The sequence below is a fragment of the Neoaquamicrobium microcysteis genome (genome assembly GCF_008180155.1).
In the GTDB taxonomy this organism is placed as follows: domain Bacteria; phylum Pseudomonadota; class Alphaproteobacteria; order Rhizobiales; family Rhizobiaceae; genus Aerobium; species Aerobium microcysteis.
Genome location: NZ_VSZS01000068.1, coordinates 470,899 through 484,591, shown reverse-complemented (window position 1 = coordinate 484,591; position 13,693 = coordinate 470,899). Strand labels below are relative to the sequence as shown.

Genomic DNA, 13,693 nt, shown 5'->3' with positions numbered 1-13,693 from the left:
CACTCCGATCACTTGTAGATGAAGCCGACGACACCGTGGTATCGCCCGGCCGGCCTGTCGGTATTCATGGTCCCGTAGACGCGGTTCACGCGGCCCAGGAAGATGCCCGCGCCGTCGCTGGCGGGGGTGAAGTTGTCGTCAGGCTTGGCCAGCGCGGTGCGCGCGGTCGGCTTGGAAATGTAGGGGGTCACGATGATGACCAGTTCCGTCTCGCTGCGGTTGAAGTCGCGGCTGCGGAACAGCGTGCCCAGCACCGGGATCTTGGAGAGACCCGGAATCCGGTTGTAGTTCTGGCGGACGTTGTCGCTGACGAGGCCGGCGATCATCATCGAGCCGCCGGAAGGAAGCTCGACCGTCGTGTCGGCCATGCGGCGGCGCAGCGATAGGATGTTGCGGCCGCTCGCCACCTGCTCTGCGCCCTCGGTCGTCGGTTCCGACACCGAGGTGCGCACCTTCAGACTGATGCGGCCCGGAGAAAGCACCACCGGCTGGAACTCCAGCCCGATGCCGTATTCGATCTGGCGGATCGTCGTGACGAACAGGCCGTTGTTGTTTTCTTCCTCGCCCGCGACGACGTTGTATTCGCCGCCCGCGCGGAAGGTCGCCTTCTCGCCGGAAACTGCGGTCAGCGTCGGTTCGGCCAGCGTGCGCATCACACCCGACTGTTCCATCGCGTTGATGTAGCCCTGCAAGAGGTCTGCGCCGCCGAGCCCCGTGCCCGCGCGCACCAGCTGCGTCGGGTCGAGCATGTCGAAGCGGAAGCCTTCGGTCTGCGCCACCATGTTGACGCCCAGCTGCTTCATTACCGACCGGCTGACCTCGGCGACCGTGACCTTCAGCGTCACCTGGTCCTCGCCCACGATCTGCAGCATGTTGACGATGCTGCTGCCGCGGCGCGATCCGTCGGGATTGTTGATGCTGACGCCGCTGGCCGAGCTGCCGCCCGCCGCCGTCATCGAATACTGGCCTGTCGTGGCCTCGCCGCCCGAGACGAAGATGCTCGCCAGGTCGGTCGCGCGCTTGGCGTCCAGAGGCGTGTCCACCGTTCCCGTCAGCACCACGTTGTCGTTGATGAGTTCGGCCTTGATGTCCGAATTGAGCAGGAAGCGCTTTAGATATTCTTCGAGGCCGGCAACATCGCGCTCGACCCGCAGGTCGAGGCTGGCGATCTGCTCGCCATTGGGCCCGAAGACGAAGATGTTGGTCTCTCCGACCTGCTTGCCGAAGAGATAGATGCGGCGGGCCGTGCGGGTCACGGCATCGGCCACGCCCGGATTGGCGACCAGGATGTCATAGGCGTCGCGCGGCAGGTCGATCACGATCGACTTGTTGAGGCCGAGCTTGATGCGCTGGCTGGCAGCGCTCGATCCGATTGTCACCACGCCCTGCGCATGCGCCTCGCTCGCCGGCGCGAAGAGCGAAAGGCCCATGCCGGCGCTAAGCGTGATGGACAGCGCCAGAAGAGGGGCTGCCGCCGCGCGCAGGGATGGCAGTTTCTTGCTCGCTATCATTGACGTGCCCCCATCTCGGTCACTTCTCCCGACCGGATCACCCGCACGGTTCCGCGCCTTCCCTGGCCCGAAACGAGGTAATCCGCCTCGTCCTCGATCACTTCCTGCGTGTCGACCACCGCGCGCAGCGCCAGCGTCAGCCGGTCGGCCATTTGGCGGGCAACGGTGATGATTTCCGCCTGTTGCGGCGTCAGCTCAAGCGTGGCGGTGTCGCCCACGCGAACGCGCCGTCCTTCCTCGTCCTCCTGGATCGCCTGGTCGATGGCGAGCACGCGGATGTTCTTGAGGATGGTTTCCGTGATGTATCCGTCGCCCGCGCCCTCGTTGGTGTTCCGGCGCGTCATGATGACGTCGACATAGTCGTTCGGCAGGATGAAGCCGCCGGCCGACGTGTCGGCCGCGATCTGCGTGGCCACCGCCCGCTTGCCCGAGGGCAGGATCGACGACATGAAGCTCTGGCCTTCGCCGATGAGCTTGGAGCGGCGCAGCGGCTCGCCTTCATAGATCGGAACGCGCGCGATGGCGCCCTTCAGCTCTTCGAGCGCCTGGGGCTCGGCTTCGCGCGTGATGAAATTCTCGGTGATGCCCGACGATGGCCAGGACTGCCAGGAAAGCTGGTCGCCGATCGTCGTGCCCATGGCCACGTCGCCCTGCAGCACCAGCACTTCGGTCAGCCTTATCGCGGGCTGGCTGGGCGCGTTGTTGATGACCACGGGAGGCGGCGGTGTCGCCATGTTCTTGGCCACATAGCCGGCGCCTATCGCCGTCACGACGGCAACGCCCAGAATTATTACGCGCGATGGAGCCATTCGTCCGCACCTCGTCCCCGGCAAACCACAAGCCGAGCCGGACTTTGCGGCCCCAATCGTCAAATTAGGGTTAATAGAGCGCTTACAATCGTGATTAATCTAAAGTTTATGCAAGGCTGTTTGCTGCCGCACAACTAGACTTCATCTCGGTCTAGATCGCGACTAGACGTGCAAGCGCCCACTGCATCGGCGCGGTGGCGGGATAGACGAGCAACCCGCTGATGCCCAGTGCCACGCCGTAAGGCACGCCGGCCTTCTCGTTGGCGAAGTTGCGCAGGAACAGGTTGGTGCCCGTCAGCGTCGCTATGTTTGACCCGCGATAGAAGACGAGCGCTATCGTCAGCAGCCCGCCGATGATGGCGGCGTAGACGAGATAGGCGACCAGCTCGACCGAGAAACCCATCCATAGTGCGGTGGCGGCCAGCAGCTTCGCGTCACCGCCGCCCATGCCGCCCATCGCGAACATGGCGAAGGTCACGCACAGCACCAGCCCGGCCGCTGCGAAGTGCCAGCCATAGGTCGCCCAGTCCATGCCCGTCAGCGGGGCGACGACCGCGAAGGTTGCGATCAGGATGAGCGAAACCCGGTTGGCGATCGTCATGGACAGCATGTCGGAGACGGCCGCAAACAGCATGCAGAATGGAAAGACGACGAAGATCAGCGCTTCAAGCATTGGTGCACCATCGGGACGAACGACCGTACGTATAGTCTATGCCGGCCGCGCTTAAACTTTGGTGAAGCGTCGGCCTCGAATACAAACGAAAATGGCCGCCCGTTGGGGCGGCCATTCTCTTGAACTATGCGATGCAGGTTACGGCGTGGTCGTCTGGCTCTCGCTCAGCTTCGTCGACAGGAAGGTGAACTGGTTGTCGAGCGCATTGCCGAGGGCGCCGGCGCCGGCGACGATGGCAAGTGCGATCAGGGCGGCGATCAGACCGTATTCGATGGCGGTCGCGCCGGATTCGTCCTTCACAAAACGTGCAACGATCTTGGACATGATAGAGCTCCTTACTCCATGTGTTTACAGCACTTCCGTCAACGTTTCTGCTGTGTCGATCGGATGCTGGCACACTATCGGGAAGCTCTTTCGATCGGCTTAAGGAACAGCGTTACCGAATTCTTTAGGAGCCGCAGTACGCGATCTGGTTAACCGGCGATTAATAAAAACAATTGTCTTTTCTGCTTTGTTTTTGTCCCGTTGCTTTGTTTTCGCGACTGCGCCAGGTTCTAGATCGGGTTGCGCAGCGCGGCCGCCATCATGGACCGCACGCGCGCCTCCACCTCGCGCGCCACCTCCTTGCGGCTGCTGCCGGCTGCGAACTCCACCGGCTCGCCGAAATGCACCTCGAGGTCGACCGCGCCTTCCGACAGAAGCTCGCGGATATGCGGCAGCAGCACCCGGTCGCCTATCCACGCCGCATGGCCGCGATGCTGCCGGCCCATCGGCATGCCCTGCAGGCGTGTGTATACGATGGCGACCGGCTGGATCGTCACCGGCTCGCCGCCATTGGCTTCAAGCGCCATGTGGGCGGCGGCAAACAGGGTGGACTTGAACGGCAGCAGCAGGTTGCCGTCGGAGGTGCTGCCTTCGGCGAACAGCACCATCGGGTCGCCCTTGCCGAGCCGCTGGGCGATCTCGCCGGCCTGTTGGCCAGACTTGCGCCTGCGCTCGCGCTCGACGAACACGGTGCGCTGCAGCCGCGACAGCTTGCCCATGATCGGCCAGCCGCCGAGTTCCGACTTGGCGATGAAGTGCACGTCGGCCAGCGAACCGATCACCATGATGTCGGTCCACGAGACATGGTTGGAAACGATCAGCAGAGGTCGGTCGGCGGCCGGCTTGCCGCGCACTTGGATGCGGAAGCCGAGCAGCTTCGTCACCAGCCTGTGCCATGCCCGGGGCGCGGGGCGTTCGTCGAGCAGGCCGGTCCGCATCGCGACCACCTGATAGAGCGCCAGAGACGGCGTCGCCACCGCCGCGATCAGGAGCGCCAGCGTCAGCCGGATCGTTCCTACCATGTCCCCCGAAATCCCCTCATGGCATTGCGGCTAGCGAAGATCGCGCCGCATGACAAGCGCGGCGCTCTTCGGTCCGTCCTCATGCGCATAGTATGCGGGCCGCCGGGCAACCTCGCGAAAGCCGAGGCGCCGATAGAGCGCGATGGCCGCCCTGTTGTTCTCGTCCACCTCGAGGAACAGCGCCTCGGCGCGTTCGGCATGCAGCTCGCGCAGCACCGCCTCCATCAGGTCGCGGCCGAGCCCGAGACGACGGTAGGCGCGCGCGACGGCGATCGTCAGGATTTCGCCTTCGCCGGCCGCCAGCCGCGCCAGCACGAAGCCGGCCGGCCCGGCCTTGCGGTTGCCGACGCGCCATGCGGCGAAGCCGAACACCGGCGGCTGGTCCAGCAGCGAGGCGAACTCGTGTTCAGCCCAGGGGCGCTGGAAGTCTTCTGCATGAAGGTCGGGCAACTGGCTGGCATCGTCCGCCGAAAGCGGCTCGAGCACGAACTCGATCGGGCCGGCGAAGAAGGGCAGCTTCATGCGCCCTCCTTTCGCGGCAGGGCGAAAGCCTCCTGCGGCCTGGCGTCGGCGTCGCGAAGGTAGAGCGGCTTCGGCTTCGTGGCGACGATGCCGGGGGCGGCGGCGAGCTTCTGCGCGGCCAGCCTTGCATAGACCGCGATGTCGGCCGTCTGCCCTTCGGCAATGATCGTATCAGGCCCGGCGTCCGCCACCAGTCTGCCGGCGTCCTCGATGCTCAACGCCGCAGGTTCGAGCGTCGGCCTGCCGTCGGCGGCATACGCCGCGACATAGGCCTGTCCCCTGCCGGCCTCGATCCGGGCAAGCGTGGCCCGGCCCGGCTGGCCGTCTCGCGCCTGCGTCGCCATGGCCTCCAGCGTCGTGATGCCGATGGCCGGCACGCCGAGCGCCAGCGCCAGCCCGCGTGCCGTCGCAACGCCGACGCGAACCCCGGTGAACGAGCCCGGCCCGATGGAAACCGCGATCGCGCCGATATCCGCATAGGCACAGCCCGCCCGCTCCAGCGCGGCCTCGATGACGCCCATCAGATGCTCGGCATGGCCCTTGCCGAGATCGAGCACCGCGCGTCCCAGCTCCCCGCCTGCATCGTCGAAAACGCACGCGGCGCAAAGGTTCGCTGCGGTGTCCAGGGCGAGGATGCGCACGGCGTGCCGGGCCTCGTCTCAGGCAGCCTTGCCGCTGGCTTTCAGCTCCAGTCGGCGGGCGTGAAGCACCGGCTCGGTATAGCCGTTCGGCTGCTCGCGGCCCTTGAAGACCAGATCGAGGGCGGCGAGGAAGGCGATGGAGTTGTCGAAGTCGGGCGCCATCGGCCGGTAGAGCGGGTCGCCGGCGTTCTGGCGATCGACGATGGTGGCCATGCGCTTCATCGTCTCCATCACCTGATCGCGCGAGCAGACGCCGTGGTGCAGCCAGTTGGCCATGTGCTGTGCCGAGATGCGCAGCGTGGCGCGATCCTCCATCAGTCCGACATCGTTGATGTCCGGCACCTTCGAGCAGCCGACGCCCTGATCGACCCAGCGCACCACATAGCCGAGAATGCCCTGCGCGTTGTTGTCCAGTTCGCGCTGGATGTCCTGAGCGCTCCAGTTGGGGCGGGTTGCGACCGGCACGGAAAGAATGTCGGACAGCCTGGCGCGGCTACGCGTCTTCAACTGCTCCTGCACAGCATGAACATCGACCGTGTGATAGTGCGTGGCGTGCAGGGTGGCGGCGGTGGGCGAGGGCACCCATGCCGTGTTTGCTCCCGCCTTGGGATGCCCGATCTTTTGCTCCAGCATCGCGGCCATCAAGTCCGGCATGGCCCACATGCCCTTGCCGATCTGCGCGTGGCCGGCAAGCCCGCATTCCAGCCCGATATCGACGTTCCATGCTTCGTAGGCGGCAATCCACGCCGCCTGCTTCATGTCGCCCTTGCGGATCATCGGGCCGGCTTCCATCGAGGTATGGATTTCGTCGCCGGTGCGGTCGAGAAAGCCGGTGTTGATGAAGACGACGCGCGAGGAGGCCGCGCGGATGCATTCCTTGAGGTTGACCGTCGTGCGGCGCTCCTCGTCCATGATGCCCATCTTCATGGTGTTGGGCGCCATGCCCAGCATCGCCTCGACGCGCGAGAACAGCTCGACCGCGAAGGCCACTTCCTCCGGCCCGTGCATCTTGGGCTTCACGACATACATCGAGCCTTCGCGCGAATTGGCACGGCGGCCGTTCGGTCCGATGTCGTGAAGGGCGATGAGCGCCGTGATCGCGGCGTCCATGATGCCTTCGGGAATTTCCGAACCGTCATCCAGCAGGATCGCCGGATTGGTCATCAGGTGGCCGACATTGCGCACCAGCATCAGCGAGCGGCACTTGGCAACGAAGGTCGAGCCGTCCGGGGCGGTATAGTCGAGGTCCGGGTTGAGCTTGCGGGTGAAGCTCTTGCCGCCCTTGGAAACTTCCTCGGTGAGGTCTCCCTTCATCAGGCCCAGCCAGTTGCGGTAGACGACCACCTTGTCCTCCGCATCGACGGCGGCGACGGAATCCTCGCAGTCCATGATCGTGGTCAGCGCCGATTCAAGCCACACGTCGGAGATATGGGCGGGATCGTTCTTGCCGATGTCGGAGGTGGCGTCGATCAGCACCTCGGCATGCAGGCCGTTTCGCTTGAGCAGGAACTGGGTGGGTGCTGCCGCATCGCCGAGATAGCCGGCAAACTGCGCGCCGTCCGTCAGCCCGGTCATCTTGCCGTCGAGCAGCGTGACGACGAGGCGGCCTTCGGCAACGACGAAGGACTTCGCATCAGTCCAGCTTGCGCCGTCGAGCGGCGCGCTGCGGTCGAGAAAGTTGCGCGCCCACGCGATCACCTTTTCGCCGCGCGCAGGGTTGTAGCCCTTGCCCTTTTCCGCGCCATCGGTTTCGGGAATGGCGTCGGTGCCGTAGAGCGCATCGTAGAGAGAGCCCCAGCGGGCGTTGGCCGCGTTCAGCGCGTAGCGCGCGTTCATCACCGGCACGACAAGCTGAGGCCCCGCGATCTGCGCGATCTCTGGATCGACGTTTTCTGTCGAGACGGAGAAGGCGGGCCCTTCCGGAAGCAGATAGCCGATCTCGCGCAGGAACGCCTCGTAGACCTCCATGTCCGAGGGCGCGCCGTTCTCGCGATGCCACGCGTCGATCTTCGCCTGCATGTCGTCGCGCTTGGCCAGCAGCGCCCGGTTCTTCGGCGCAAGCTCATGCGCCAGCTTCGACAGCCCGGACCAGAACGCCTCTGCCTCGACGCCGGTGCCGGCCAGCGCCTCGTCGTCGATGAACCGGCGAAGGGCCGGCGCGACCTTGAGGCCATGGGTCTCTATGTGGTCCGTCATCGATGTTTCTCCGGTGCTGCAGAAAAGGGCTGGCGGGTTGTCGGTCGCTTTCACCATGACGGGCGCGCCGGGTCAATTAATCCTTGTGCGAAGGCCGTGGACGCCGCGTGTGCCGGGCCTCCACGACGGCATTCTGCGGTTGTAAGCCGGTTGCATCGGGTGGATAGTCGCATATCGGCGCATCGGGCGGGGCGCGTCCGCGACGGGGTGATGTTCGGCCGGCGGCGAGGCAGTAGCCTTGCGTACAGGAGAGGGACAGGAAAATGGAACTCGTCACTAGCTTCTTTTCGCTTATCGAAGACCTGACATGGGGCTGGTCGCTCATCCCGATACTGGTGATCTTCGGCGTCTTCATCACCACCATGAGCGGCTTCGTCCAGTTCGAGTATTTCACCCGGATGTTCCGGGTGCTTTCGTCGAAGAACCAGAGCGGCGACCCCAATGCGATCAGCGCGCGCGAGGCGCTGCTGGTTTCGGTCGGCGGCCGCGTCGGCGGCGGCAACATCGCCGGCGTCGCGGTCGCGATAACGCTGGGCGGGCCGGGCGCGGTGTTCTGGATGTGGGCGATCGCGCTGGTCGGCATGGCGACGAGCCTCGTCGAGTCGTCGCTGGCGCAGCTCTACAAGCGCTCCGTCGGCGATGGCACCTATCGCGGCGGCCCCGCCAGCTACATCATCCACGGTCTCGGCGCGCAGTATCGCTGGCTGGCGATCATCTATGCGCTGTGCCTGATGGCTGCCTTCTCCTTCGGCTTCAACGCGTTCCAGGGCAACACCTTCGCCGGCGCCGCCCATGACAGCCTCGGCATCGAGCGCGTGTGGACGGGCATCTTCCTCGCCGTCATCACCGGCTTCATCGTCTATGGCGGCATCAGGCGCATCGCCAAGGTGGCCGACGTCATCATCCCCATCATGGCGCTGGGCTACATGGCGATGGCGCTGCTCATCATCGTGCTCAACATCACCGAGCTGCCGGGCGTGATCTGGACCATCGTCGCCAACGCATTCGGGTTTGAAGAGGCCGTCAGCGGCGGAGTGGGCGCCGCGTTGGCTCAGGGCCTGCGCCGCGGCCTTTTCTCCAACGAGGCCGGTCTCGGCTCCGCCCCCAACGTCGCCGCCACTGCCGATGTGCGCCATCCCATCAGCCAGGGCATCACGCAATCCTTCTCCGTTTTCATCGACACGATCATCATCTGCTCGTGCACGGCCTTCATCATCCTGCTGAGCCCGGTCTACCAGCCGGGAGCGGAAGGCATCGACGGCGTGGTGCTGACGCAGCAGTCTCTGGTGAGCCATGTCGGCGGATGGGCCCAATACTTCCTCACCTTCGCGATCCTGCTGTTTGCCTTCAGCTCGATCATCTACAACTACTATCTGGGCGAGACGGCGCTTGGGGTGATGACCAGCCAGCCGACGGCGCTGCATATCCTGCGGCTGGCGATCGTCGGCATCGTGTTCCTCGGCGCGACCGCGCCCGGAGCAACGGCGGTGTTCTTCTTCTCCGACCCGCTGATGGGCATACTGGCGCTGGTCAACCTCATGGCCATCATGATGCTCTTCCCGGTCGCGCTGCGCATCCTCAACGACTTTCGCGCGCAGCTGAAGGCCGGCATCGCGCGCCCGGTCTTCGACCCGAAGAGGTTCGCCGATCTGGACCTCGACCACACGGCGTGGCCGCATGCCCACCTGGCTTCCGCGCAGAACCCTGTGGCCGACGAAGGCTCGGTCTCCCCGGCGCGCGCCTGACGCGCCCGGTTGCCGGTGGAGCCCCAGGCGGCCCACCGGCATCACCCCGCGATGCGCGGCCGGCCCGCCGCCGTCGCGGTCACGAACGCCTCGATGAAGGAACGCTGCCCTTCCACGGTGGCGGCCCGCACATCGCGGGTGACCGATATCTCGGCATCCGCCGCGCCCGCCTCGGCAACGCGGGCGGCAACCGCGGCGCGCGCCACGCGGTCGGCCTCGTCCAGCGCTTCGCCCTCGCTGCGGAAATCGCGGACGCCTTCCGGTGACGACACCCTGAACCGGCCTTCCTGCGGCTGGCTCACCTGCGCCTCGACGGCCACCCGCACCTGGCCGACAACCGCGCCCAGCGCATTGGCGACATCGGTGTCGACCGGCACGATGCAGCGGTTGCCCACCAGCTCGCCCAGCCCCGCGTAGTGCAGCGGGGCGGATGCACCCAGCCCGATCACCGGCCGGTCGAGCGCTACGGTGAGCTTCGCGATGCCGTGCCGCGCATCCACCGCACGCTGCACCAGCGCGTGCGCCACCGTCTCGGCCCCTTCCAGCCCGTCCTCGGCAAACGCGGTCTCGAGGATCACTTCGGCAGACCGCCTTGTCAGAGCACGCAGCACACGCGCCGAGATCGCCTCGGCGTCCGGCTCGATCGGGTTGCCGCGCCCATCGCGACGGCGGGCGAAGAGCGCTGCACCGAGCCGGGCGGCAGCCGCATCCCAGTTGTCCTGACGCGCTAGCACATGGGCTGCATCCGATGGGGTGAAGCCGCAGATCTGGATCAGCCCGCGCGTCACCAGCCGGTTGAGCGTCGCCGCCTGCGCGGTGGACGAAAGCAGCCGGTCGAGCGGCAGGGGCACCGCGCCGATGGCGTCGTAGAGCTTCTGTTCGGCCCCCGAAAGTCCGGCCGCCAGCTTTTCCGGCACGCCGGTGCGCAGGGCCAGGCGCCCGTCGAGCCGGCCGGGGTTGGGCGTGCGCAATTGACGCTCCAGTTCGGCCGTGACCGCTTCGCCGTGCGCGTGGGCGGCCAGCGCCAGAGGCACCAGCCGGCGCGGGCCGAGCACGATGTGCGGGCGCAGGCCGCCATCCTCGAGCCCGACTTCCGAATCGCCGCCCAGCCCGAAGGTGCGCATGGCGACCGCCTCCACCATGGTGCGGTAGCCGCCGACGGTCGCGCCCTCCGGATCGAGGCGCGGGCGGCCGCCATCGAGCACGGCGACGTCGGTGGTGGTGCCGCCGATGTCGGACACCATGGCATTGTCGAGCCCGGTCATGTGCCGCGCGCCGACGAGGCTGGCGGCCGGTCCGGACAGGATGGTTTCGATGGGCCGCTGGCGGGCGAAGGCGGCCGAGACCAGCGCGCCGTCGCCGCGCACCACCATCAGCGGCGCGGCGATGCCGCGCGCGGCAAGAAAGCCTTCCGTCGCCGCCACCAGCCGGTCGATCATCGAGATGAGCCGCGCGTTGAGCAGCGTGGTGAGCGCACGGCGCGGCCCGCCCAGCTTGGCCGAAAGCTCGTGGCTGGCCGTGACCGGCAGGCCCGTGCGCTCGCGGATGAGGCCGGCCGCAGAAAGCTCATGCGCCGGGTTGCGCACCGCGAAATAGGCACAGACGGCGAACCCCGAAACGGAAGCGGCCAGCGAGGGCAGGGCGTCTTCCAAAGCGTCGAGTATAAGCGCTGCCGCGTTGCCGTGGACATCATGACCGCCGGGCACGAAGACGACAGGGTCGGAGCCCAGCGCGGAACGCAGGCCGGCGCGGTCGAGATCGTCCTCGCCGAAGCCGACCATCACCAGCGCCACACGCCCGCCCTGACCCTCCACCAGCGCGTTGGTGGCGAGCGTGGTCGACATCGAGACGAGCCGCACGGCAGAAGGCGGGACGCCCGCCCGGGCGAGCACCGCATCGACAGCGCCCGAAATGCCCACGGCGAGGTCGTGGCGGGTCGTCAGCGCCTTCGCCTTGGCGACGACGCCGGCCGCTTCCGCCCACAGCACGGCATCGGTGTAGGTGCCGCCCGTGTCGATGCCGAGGAACAGGGCGTCGGAAGAAGGGGCCGGCGACGTCACCCGCGGATCTCCCATTCCTGCTCCAGCGTCAGCGGAACGATCTCCGGATCGTGGACGGGAGCGGGGGGCTGGCGGGCGCCGGAGGTACAGGCGGAAAGGATGAGGGCGAAGGCGAGGACAGGTAGGATGCGCATTCAGTCTTCCGTATCGAGCCAGATGGTGACGGGGCCGTCATTGACGAGCGCGACCTTCATGTCCGCGCCGAAGATGCCGTTGGCGACCGCGATGCCCTGCGACGCCATCGCGGCCGAAAAATGTTCGTAGAGGCGCTGGCCCTCGGCGGGCGGGGCGGCCGTCGAGAAGCCCGGCCGGTTGCCCTTCGTCTCGGCCGCCAGCGTGAACTGGCTGACGACGAGCGCCGCGCCGCCGGTGTCGAGCAGCGAGCGGTTCATCCGCCCCTCATCGTCGCGGAAGATGCGCAGCTTGGCGATCTTCTGCGCCAGCCAGCCGGACTGCCGCTCGCCGTCGCCCTGCATGGCGCAGACCAGCACCAGCAGCCCCGGCCCGATCTCGCCCGCCACGACGCCATCGACGGTGACGGAAGCGGACGACACACGTTGCACCAGCGCGCGCATCAGACCTTGCCGTCCGTCTCGGCGCCGCCGCCCATCCCGGCACCCATGCCCATGCCCATTCCGCCCCCGCCTGCGCCCATCCCACCACCACCGCCGCCGCGCCCGCCACCCTCGCGCTGCCCGCCGCGACCGCCGGAGCCGGAGGGGCGCAGCGGTCCCTGGTTGGGGATGACGACGCCGGCGGGCACGGGGTCGAGGTCGAGCACGGCGCGGATGTAGTCGCGCAGCGAGACCACCAGCTCGTGCACCGGCACCGGCCGCCCCGCCACCATGTCGCGCATGGCCGCAGCCGCGAGCTCGACCTGCCGCTCGGTGCCGAACAGCACGATGTCGGACAGCGCCGCCTCCACCGCGTCGCGCACGCGCCGGGCGCGTTCCGAGCCGGGGAAGGCCTCGCCGCCCGGCTGCTCGCCGCCGCCGGCTTCGCTTTCGCCCGCAAGCCGTTTCAGGTCGCGCAGATGCAGCGGGCTGACGGTGAGCGTGCCGGTGAACGAGCCGCCCAGCGTCTTGTAGGCGGCGATCAGCGCCTTGAGCCGCTCGTTGATCTGGCGGTTCTGGCGCTCGCGCCGCTGCTGCAGCGTCATCATCATCAGCAGCCTGATGCCCATGCCGATGAGCGTGACGAGCAGGATCGCGGCGACCGAGGTGAGGATCGCCTGCCAGGAACTGAAATCGAAGAATCGCATCGCGCAGGCTCCGTTGCGCGGCGACGTTAGCATTGCGGCCCGCGCTGGGCGATGCCCGGCGGGCGCGAACCGTCAGGAGGTGTCGGCGCGCTCCATGGCCATGAGGGCGACGCCGTGGAGATCGTCCAGAAGGACGTGGATTTCGTGGCCGCCCCGCCTGCTCAATCCGGGCCTGCGCCAGCCGGGCGGCCTGCCCGGGCGCAGCGGCCACACACGCCGCGCTACACCGCGCCGGGCACCCGCATCGCGCCGCGCCCGCCAGCGGACAAAGCGGCGCGCATGGCCGGGCAGGTCGTCGAGCGCGGCTTCAAGCGCGTGCAGGCGCTGGCCCAGACGCGCCGCGTCGATGGCATCGTGCGGCATGGGCGCAAGGCGCGGGGCGATGGGCGCCGGCACGGTGTAGCCGGGAAGCGAGATGCGCGGCACGCCGGGGGAGGCCGACCGCCGCGTGGCCCGCCAGCGGGGCAGCGGATCGAACAGCGGCAAAGCGGGAACGGGTTTGCGCCGGCCCGCCTCGTCGCGGTGCCTGCGCCGGGCGAGGCGCGCTTTATGGCTGTGGGCCGGCGGGTGGGGTTCAGTCCCGCGCTGCCCTTCGAGGCCCGCGCTCTGCCCTCGCAGCTCAGGATCAGGCAACTCGCGCGCCATGACGATGATGAGCCGCCGCGCGGCCGACTCGGCCGGACGCAGCAGCCGCAGCACGGCGCGGTGGAGATGGCGGGGCAGGGTGGGGCGGCAGTCGGCGCTCGGCAATCGGCAATCGGGCGGGCCACCGGCAGCCGGTGTCGACCCCGACTGCGGACCGGCGGTCTTCGACTGCCCCGCCGCCAGCCCGGCCATGGCGACGAGCATCGCCAGAACGCGCCCCAGCGCCTCCCGGTTTCTCTCGATCGCCCTGTTCCAGTCCATCGCCGCCTTCTCCGGTTCGCTGG

The 13,693-nt window shown here is 67.6% G+C and carries 14 protein-coding genes; 1 reads left to right on the top strand and 13 read right to left on the bottom strand.

What is annotated here, in order from left to right; translation table 11 throughout:
* Window positions 1-8: 8 nt before the first annotated feature.
* From FY036_RS23185 to FY036_RS23150, 8 genes are all read right to left on the bottom strand, one after another.
* Window positions 9-1,511, bottom strand: a complete 1,503-nt coding sequence (locus tag FY036_RS23185) for a type II and III secretion system protein family protein (RefSeq protein ID WP_148917053.1) — start codon at window positions 1,509-1,511, stop codon at window positions 9-11.
* The gene (gene cpaB, locus FY036_RS23180; RefSeq protein WP_148917052.1) at window positions 1,508-2,320 is read right to left on the bottom strand and encodes a Flp pilus assembly protein CpaB; all 813 of its coding nucleotides are present in this window, start codon (window positions 2,318-2,320) and stop codon (window positions 1,508-1,510) included. The genes FY036_RS23185 and cpaB overlap by 4 nt, the downstream gene beginning before the upstream one ends.
* Before the next feature lie 151 nt (window positions 2,321-2,471).
* Complete coding sequence (locus tag FY036_RS23175) at window positions 2,472-2,993, bottom strand: A24 family peptidase (RefSeq protein WP_148917051.1); 522 nt, start codon at window positions 2,991-2,993, stop codon at window positions 2,472-2,474.
* A 138-nt stretch (window positions 2,994-3,131) separates the two neighbouring features.
* Window positions 3,132-3,317 (bottom strand): Flp family type IVb pilin, encoded by a 186-nt coding sequence (locus FY036_RS23170; RefSeq protein WP_148917050.1) that lies wholly within the window; start codon window positions 3,315-3,317, stop codon window positions 3,132-3,134.
* A gap of 230 nt (window positions 3,318-3,547) precedes the next feature.
* Entirely contained in the window at window positions 3,548-4,339 is a 792-nt protein-coding gene (locus FY036_RS23165; protein ID WP_148917049.1) for a lysophospholipid acyltransferase family protein, read from the bottom strand.
* Window positions 4,340-4,369: 30 nt separating this feature from the next.
* Complete coding sequence (gene rimI / locus FY036_RS23160; protein ID WP_148917048.1) at window positions 4,370-4,861, bottom strand: ribosomal protein S18-alanine N-acetyltransferase; 492 nt, start codon at window positions 4,859-4,861, stop codon at window positions 4,370-4,372.
* A complete protein-coding gene (gene tsaB, locus FY036_RS23155) occupies window positions 4,858-5,502 on the bottom strand; it encodes a tRNA (adenosine(37)-N6)-threonylcarbamoyltransferase complex dimerization subunit type 1 TsaB (protein WP_148917047.1) in 645 nt (214 codons plus the stop codon). The genes rimI and tsaB overlap by 4 nt, the downstream gene beginning before the upstream one ends.
* A gap of 18 nt (window positions 5,503-5,520) precedes the next feature.
* On the bottom strand, window positions 5,521-7,698 hold the full coding sequence (locus tag FY036_RS23150) for a malate synthase G (RefSeq protein WP_148917046.1): 2,178 nt from the start codon (window positions 7,696-7,698) through the stop codon (window positions 5,521-5,523).
* A gap of 263 nt (window positions 7,699-7,961) precedes the next feature.
* Between FY036_RS23150 and FY036_RS23145 the strand changes: the two genes are divergently transcribed.
* Window positions 7,962-9,443, top strand: coding sequence for an alanine/glycine:cation symporter family protein (locus FY036_RS23145; protein ID WP_148917045.1), 1,482 nt, complete (start codon window positions 7,962-7,964; stop codon window positions 9,441-9,443).
* A 41-nt stretch (window positions 9,444-9,484) separates the two neighbouring features.
* On the opposite strand, the gene FY036_RS23140 is transcribed toward FY036_RS23145, so the two are convergent.
* The 5 genes from FY036_RS23140 to FY036_RS23125 all read right to left on the bottom strand — a co-directional run bounded on the left by FY036_RS23140 (window position 9,485) and on the right by FY036_RS23125 (window position 13,670).
* Window positions 9,485-11,503, bottom strand: coding sequence for a hydantoinase/oxoprolinase family protein (locus FY036_RS23140; RefSeq protein WP_235897777.1), 2,019 nt, complete (start codon window positions 11,501-11,503; stop codon window positions 9,485-9,487).
* A complete protein-coding gene (locus FY036_RS23845; RefSeq protein ID WP_161601190.1) occupies window positions 11,500-11,637 on the bottom strand; it encodes a hypothetical protein in 138 nt (45 codons plus the stop codon). The genes FY036_RS23140 and FY036_RS23845 overlap by 4 nt, the downstream gene beginning before the upstream one ends.
* On the bottom strand, window positions 11,638-12,078 hold the full coding sequence (gene dtd, locus FY036_RS23135) for a D-aminoacyl-tRNA deacylase (protein ID WP_148917043.1): 441 nt from the start codon (window positions 12,076-12,078) through the stop codon (window positions 11,638-11,640).
* A complete protein-coding gene (locus FY036_RS23130; RefSeq protein WP_148917042.1) occupies window positions 12,078-12,764 on the bottom strand; it encodes a hypothetical protein in 687 nt (228 codons plus the stop codon). The genes dtd and FY036_RS23130 overlap by 1 nt, the downstream gene beginning before the upstream one ends.
* Window positions 12,765-12,836: 72 nt before the next feature.
* Window positions 12,837-13,670, bottom strand: a complete 834-nt coding sequence (locus tag FY036_RS23125) for a hypothetical protein (RefSeq protein WP_148917041.1) — start codon at window positions 13,668-13,670, stop codon at window positions 12,837-12,839.
* Between the last annotated feature and the right edge of the window lie 23 nt (window positions 13,671-13,693).

What these genes read in the sequence shown, in the direction of transcription:
- FY036_RS23125 (WP_148917041.1), bottom strand. Translation starts at nt 13,670, where the DNA reads ATGGACTGGAACAGGGCGATCGAGAGAAACCGGGAGGCGCTGGGGCGC.
- cpaB (WP_148917052.1), bottom strand. Translation starts at nt 2,320, where the DNA reads ATGGCTCCATCGCGCGTAATAATTCTGGGCGTTGCCGTCGTGACGGCG.
- rimI (WP_148917048.1), bottom strand. Translation starts at nt 4,861, where the DNA reads ATGAAGCTGCCCTTCTTCGCCGGCCCGATCGAGTTCGTGCTCGAGCCG.
- FY036_RS23150 (WP_148917046.1), bottom strand. Translation starts at nt 7,698, where the DNA reads ATGACGGACCACATAGAGACCCATGGCCTCAAGGTCGCGCCGGCCCTT.
- FY036_RS23165 (WP_148917049.1), bottom strand. Translation starts at nt 4,339, where the DNA reads ATGGTAGGAACGATCCGGCTGACGCTGGCGCTCCTGATCGCGGCGGTG.
- FY036_RS23170 (WP_148917050.1), bottom strand. Translation starts at nt 3,317, where the DNA reads ATGTCCAAGATCGTTGCACGTTTTGTGAAGGACGAATCCGGCGCGACC.
- dtd (WP_148917043.1), bottom strand. Translation starts at nt 12,078, where the DNA reads ATGCGCGCGCTGGTGCAACGTGTGTCGTCCGCTTCCGTCACCGTCGAT.
- FY036_RS23130 (WP_148917042.1), bottom strand. Translation starts at nt 12,764, where the DNA reads ATGCGATTCTTCGATTTCAGTTCCTGGCAGGCGATCCTCACCTCGGTC.
- FY036_RS23175 (WP_148917051.1), bottom strand. Translation starts at nt 2,993, where the DNA reads ATGCTTGAAGCGCTGATCTTCGTCGTCTTTCCATTCTGCATGCTGTTT.
- FY036_RS23845 (WP_161601190.1), bottom strand. Translation starts at nt 11,637, where the DNA reads ATGCGCATCCTACCTGTCCTCGCCTTCGCCCTCATCCTTTCCGCCTGT.
- FY036_RS23145 (WP_148917045.1), top strand. Translation starts at nt 7,962, where the DNA reads ATGGAACTCGTCACTAGCTTCTTTTCGCTTATCGAAGACCTGACATGG.
- FY036_RS23185 (WP_148917053.1), bottom strand. Translation starts at nt 1,511, where the DNA reads ATGATAGCGAGCAAGAAACTGCCATCCCTGCGCGCGGCGGCAGCCCCT.